Source organism: Deinococcus phoenicis, from assembly GCF_000599865.1.
GTDB lineage: Bacteria > Deinococcota > Deinococci > Deinococcales > Deinococcaceae > Deinococcus > Deinococcus phoenicis.
In genome coordinates this window covers 1-4637 of the sequence record NZ_JHAC01000068.1, presented here as the reverse complement: position 1 = coordinate 4637, position 4637 = coordinate 1, and the positions used below count along the sequence as shown (strand labels likewise).

Genomic DNA, 4637 nt, shown 5'->3' with positions numbered 1-4637 from the left:
CCCCACGTTCACGTGGGGCTTCGTCCGCTCAAACGTTCCTTTTGCCATCGTAGTTCTCCTCCAAGCGGTGGGAGGGCACGCCGAAAAAACCCTTTGATCGGGCTTGTGGGGCGCGCTCCCACATTGGGTTGATTCCCGCCAGGGCGGTGTCCCGCCATGCTGGCACGTTGCGCGGAAGTGTTGCCCCTCAGGGATTCCCGTTGGGCTGTCTCCCAGCGCACCGACTTGTCAGGGTACTAAAAAATCGGCCGGTCTTCAAGTCCCCGGCCTCCACGGGCCAGGTCAGCGGCGGGTATAGGCCTGCACGTCCCGGTCGAAGGCGCCGATCAGCATGACGATGCCCATGACGGTCCCGACCGGGAACAGCAGCAGGCTCAGGACCGCGATCACGATGCTCGCGACCCGGCCCCAGCTGCGGCCTTCCAGCACGGCGCGGCGGGTGAAGTACAGCAGCAGGATCAGGGCGGCGGTCAGGAAGAACGACACCCACAGCACCGTCATGACCTGTTCGGGGGTCAGGGTGACGGGGGGCTGGCCGGTCGCCGCATCCAGTTGCTCCAGAACACGGTTGAGGGTATCCCCCGAAAAAGGCAGCGTCAGGAGCGAGATGGCGTTGTAGAACAGGCCGACCAGCAGGGGCACAGTCAGGAACGCGAGTCGTGGCGGACGCGGACGGGGAACGGGGGAAGGCATGGTCATGCGGGCAGGCTAGCGCGGGCCACCTCCCGGACACAAAAAGAAGCGGGGAGGAAGCCCGGCCGGACCTCCTCCCCTGCCCCACACGTGGGGTTTACTTCTTCATCAGCTGCTGCGCGAGGTTGTTGGGCACCTGCGTGTAGTGGTCGAAGAACATCGAGTAGCTGGCGCGGCCCTGCGTCTTGGAGCGCATGTCGGTCGCGTATCCGAACATCTCGGAGAGCGGCACGAACGCCTTGACGATCTGGGCGTTGCCGCGCGCTTCCATCCCCTGAATCTGGCCACGGCGGCTGTTCAGGTCGCCGATGATGTCGCCCATGTACTCCTCAGGGGTGGTGACTTCCACGCGCATGACGGGTTCCAGGATGGCGGGGCTGCCCTTCTGGACGGCTTCCTTGAGGCCCATGCTGCCGGCGATCTTGAAGGCCATTTCGCTGCTGTCCACTTCGTGGTAGCTACCGTCGTAAATGGTGACCTTGAGGTCCACGACCGGGAAACCGAGCATGGGGCCGCTCTGCATGGCTTCCTCGATACCCTTCTGGGCCGGCCCGATGTACTCCTTGGGCACGGTACCGCCCACGACGGCGTTCTCGAAGACGAAGCCCGCGCCGGGTTCCAGGGGTTCGACGCGCAGTTTCACGTGGCCGTACTGACCGCGACCACCGGACTGACGGGCGAACTTGCTGTCCACCTCGACCTGCTTGGTGATCGTCTCGCGGTAGGCCACCTGGGGCGCGCCCACGTTGGCTTCCACCTTGTACTCGCGCTTCAGGCGGTCCACCAGGATTTCCAGGTGCAGCTCGCCCATGCCCGAGATGGTGGTCTGGCCGCTCTCCTGATCCGACTCCACCCGGAAGGTGGGGTCTTCTTCGGCGAGCTTCTGGAGGCCGATGCCCATCTTTTCCTGGTCGGCCTTGGTCTTCGGCTCGATGGCGAGCTTGATGACGGGTTCGGGCACGTCGATGCTTTCGAGCAGCACGCGGTCCGCGCCGTCGGCGATCAGGGTGTTGCCGGTGCCCGCGTCCTTGAGGCCGATCACGGCCCCGAGTTCGCCGGCCCGGAGTTCAGTGACTTCCTCGCGGCTGTTGGCGTGCATCTTCAGCAGGCGGCCCACGCGGTCACGCTTGTCCTTGGAAGCGTTGTAGACGTAGGAACCGCTGGTCAGCGTGCCCGAGTAGATGCGGACGAAGGTCAGGCGGCCCACGTAGGGGTCGGCCATGATCTTGAACGCCAGCGCGGCCAGCTCGCCTTCGGGATCGGCGGGGAACTCGACGGTTTCCTCGCTGTCTTCCAGCTTGCCCTTGATGGCGGGCACTTCCAACGGGCTGGGCAGGTAGTCCACGACCGCGTCGAGCAGCAGCTGCACGCCCTTGTTCTTCAGAGACGAGCCGCACAGGACCGGGAAGATCCGCTTCTCGATGGTGCCTTTGCGGATCGCGGCGACGAGCTGCTCGACGCTGGGTTCCTCACCTTCGAGATACATCATCATCAGGTCTTCGTCGACCTCGGCGGCGGCCTCGATCAGCTGCTGGCGCATCTCGGCGACCTTACCCTCGAACTCGGCGGGAACGTCGTGTTCCTCGATCTCGGTGCCCAGGTCGTTGGTGTAGGTGTAGGCGCGGCGGCGCACGATGTCGATGATGCCCTTGAACTCGTTCTCCTGGCCCATCGGGTACTGGATGGGGGCGGGGATCGCGCCCAGGCGCTCGCGGATATCGTTCACCACGAGTTCGAAGCTCGCGCCCGTCTTGTCCATCTTGTTGGAGAAGGCGATGCGGGGCACGCCGTAGCGGTCGGCCTGGCGCCACACGGTTTCACTCTGCGGCTCGACGCCCTGGCTGGAGTCGAACACCGCGACCGCGCCGTCCAGCACGCGCATGGACCGCTCCACCTCGATGGTGAAGTCCACGTGGCCAGGCGTGTCGATGATGTTGACGACGTATTCCTCGCCGGTGCCCGAGCGGGTCCACTTGGCGGTGGTGGCGGCGGCGGTGATGGTGATGCCGCGCTCGCGCTCCTGCTCCATCCAGTCCATCGTCGCGGCGCCGTCGTGCACCTCGCCGATGTTGCGGTTGCGGCCCGTGAAGAACAGGATGCGCTCGGTGGTGGTGGTCTTGCCCGCGTCGATGTGCGCGGCAATCCCGATATTGCGGAAGTGGGTAAGGTAGCTCTGGGCTTTCGTCGTCATGAGACTCCCTGGTTCTGCCGGGTGACGTGTCCCGTCACCGGAAGGTCAATCTCTGCTGCTGGGCAGCGAAACGGGACAGCAGGCTGGGGGCCGCTGTCCATGCTCGCTTCGACCCTGGCCCGCCTGCGCAGGCCCGGTCACGGGTCTTACCAGCGGTAGTGGGCGTAGGCGCGGTTGGCTTCCGCCATGCGCTCCACGTCGTCTTTTTTCTTGATGGCCCCGCCACGGCCCTGCGCGGCGTCCATGATCTCGCCCGCGAGGCGCTCGATGGCGGTGCGCTCGGGACGGCCATCCACGGCCGCCAGCATCCAGCGCAGCGTCAGGCTCTGCTGACGGCGGGCGCTGACCTCGACGGGCACCTGGTAGGTGCTGCCACCCACGCGGCGGCTGCGAACCTCGACGCGGGGCTTGACGTTGTCGAAGGCCTGCTTGAATACCTTCAGCGGCTCCTGGCCGGTGCGCTCCTGCACCAGACGGCAGGCCCCGTAGAAGATGCGGCTGGCCAGGTTCTTCTTGCCGTCTTCCATGATGCGGTTGATCATCGCGCTGACCAGCACGTCCTGGTAGACCAGGTCCGGCTGGATGGGGCGCACTTCTGCTCTGCGGCGACGTGCCATGTTGACTCCTTGAAAATCCGTTGGAAACTAGAGGTCCTGCTTCATTGGCCTCACCCCTTCTCGGGAGGTGGCCTTGACCGCGTGGAGCAGCGGGGGCCAGTTCTTCCCCCGACGCCTGGGACGGGGGTTACTTCTTCTTGGCGCCCGCAGCGGCCGCGCCGGCCTTGGGCTTCTTGGTGCCGTACTTGGAACGGCTCTTGTTGCGGTCCTTGACGCCCTGGGTGTCGAGGGTGCCGCGCACGATGTGGTAGCGCACACCGGGAAGGTCCTTCACACGGCCGCCGCGAATCAGCACGACGCTGTGTTCCTGGAGGTTGTGTCCTTCACCGGGGATGTACGCGGTCACTTCGAAGCCGCTGGAGAGGCGCACACGGGCGATCTTGCGGAGCGCCGAGTTGGGCTTCTTGGGCGTAGTGGTCTTGACGACCGTGCAGACGCCGCGGCGGAAGGGGCTGCCCTTGAGGGCCGGAACCTTGCTCTTCTTCTGGAGCGTCGTGCGCCCCTTACGGAGCAGCTGTTGGGTGGTAGGCAGGGTCAATCACTCCTAGTCTTGGCAGATTTGTGCTTGAGCCGGTTATGGCGGAAGGGGGGGCCGCCCACTCGGGGGAACACGGACAGGGGGGCGGGGTCGGGTTGGCAGTGAAGCCGAGGTGATCAACGCACCTCCGGCGGCTGTCAGCATCAGCGCGGGAAGTGGCGTGCCGAGAAACTTAACCGGTGCAACCCTGTACCGGGCAGTTTTCAACCGAAGTAGCATAGCGCGCACGGGGGGCGCAGTGCAAGAACGGCCGGGCAACGGTCAGGCCGGGCCGCTGACGGCCTCCGCATCCCCGTCCTCCTGGACCCGGACTCGCGGCGTGCCAAAGGCGACGGGCAGCGTGATCGCCGTCAGGTAAGGACGCAACCGCTCGGGCACTTCTGCGAGCTGAACGGGAGTGCGCGGTGCGGCCACCAGCCGGTACACCCCCGGTTCTCCGGGCACGTGGTCGTAGACGTAGGCTCCCCGGCGTTGCGGCGGCGTGAGGTGTTCGTCGAAGCCGCCCGCCGGGGCGTTGGCCTCCTCGGTTTCGGGGCGGGTATCGAGCCACACGTGCAGGGCTTCGAGGAGTTCCTCGGAGGCGAGGGCGGCGGCGGGC

Annotated in this window: 5 protein-coding genes; all 5 read right to left on the bottom strand. The window is 65.9% G+C overall.

The window, feature by feature from the left end; all coding sequences use genetic code 11:
- Positions 1 to 282 precede the first annotated feature (282 nt).
- Positions 283 to 699 (bottom strand): hypothetical protein, encoded by a 417-nt coding sequence (locus DEIPH_RS16150; protein WP_034360086.1) that lies wholly within the window; start codon positions 697 to 699, stop codon positions 283 to 285.
- Positions 700 to 790: 91 nt separating this feature from the next.
- Positions 791 to 2884: an elongation factor G gene (gene fusA / locus DEIPH_RS16145; protein ID WP_034360085.1), complete on the bottom strand. Its 2094-nt coding sequence runs from the start codon at positions 2882 to 2884 to the stop codon at positions 791 to 793.
- A 146-nt stretch (positions 2885 to 3030) separates the two neighbouring features.
- Positions 3031 to 3501 (bottom strand): 30S ribosomal protein S7, encoded by a 471-nt coding sequence (rpsG, locus tag DEIPH_RS16140; protein WP_034360083.1) that lies wholly within the window; start codon positions 3499 to 3501, stop codon positions 3031 to 3033.
- A 127-nt stretch (positions 3502 to 3628) separates the two neighbouring features.
- A complete protein-coding gene (gene rpsL, locus DEIPH_RS16135) occupies positions 3629 to 4033 on the bottom strand; it encodes a 30S ribosomal protein S12 (RefSeq protein WP_034360087.1) in 405 nt (134 codons plus the stop codon).
- Between the two features lie 267 nt (positions 4034 to 4300).
- On the bottom strand, positions 4301 to 4637 hold a 337-nt coding region (locus DEIPH_RS16130), incomplete at its 5' end, for a hypothetical protein (protein ID WP_034360081.1).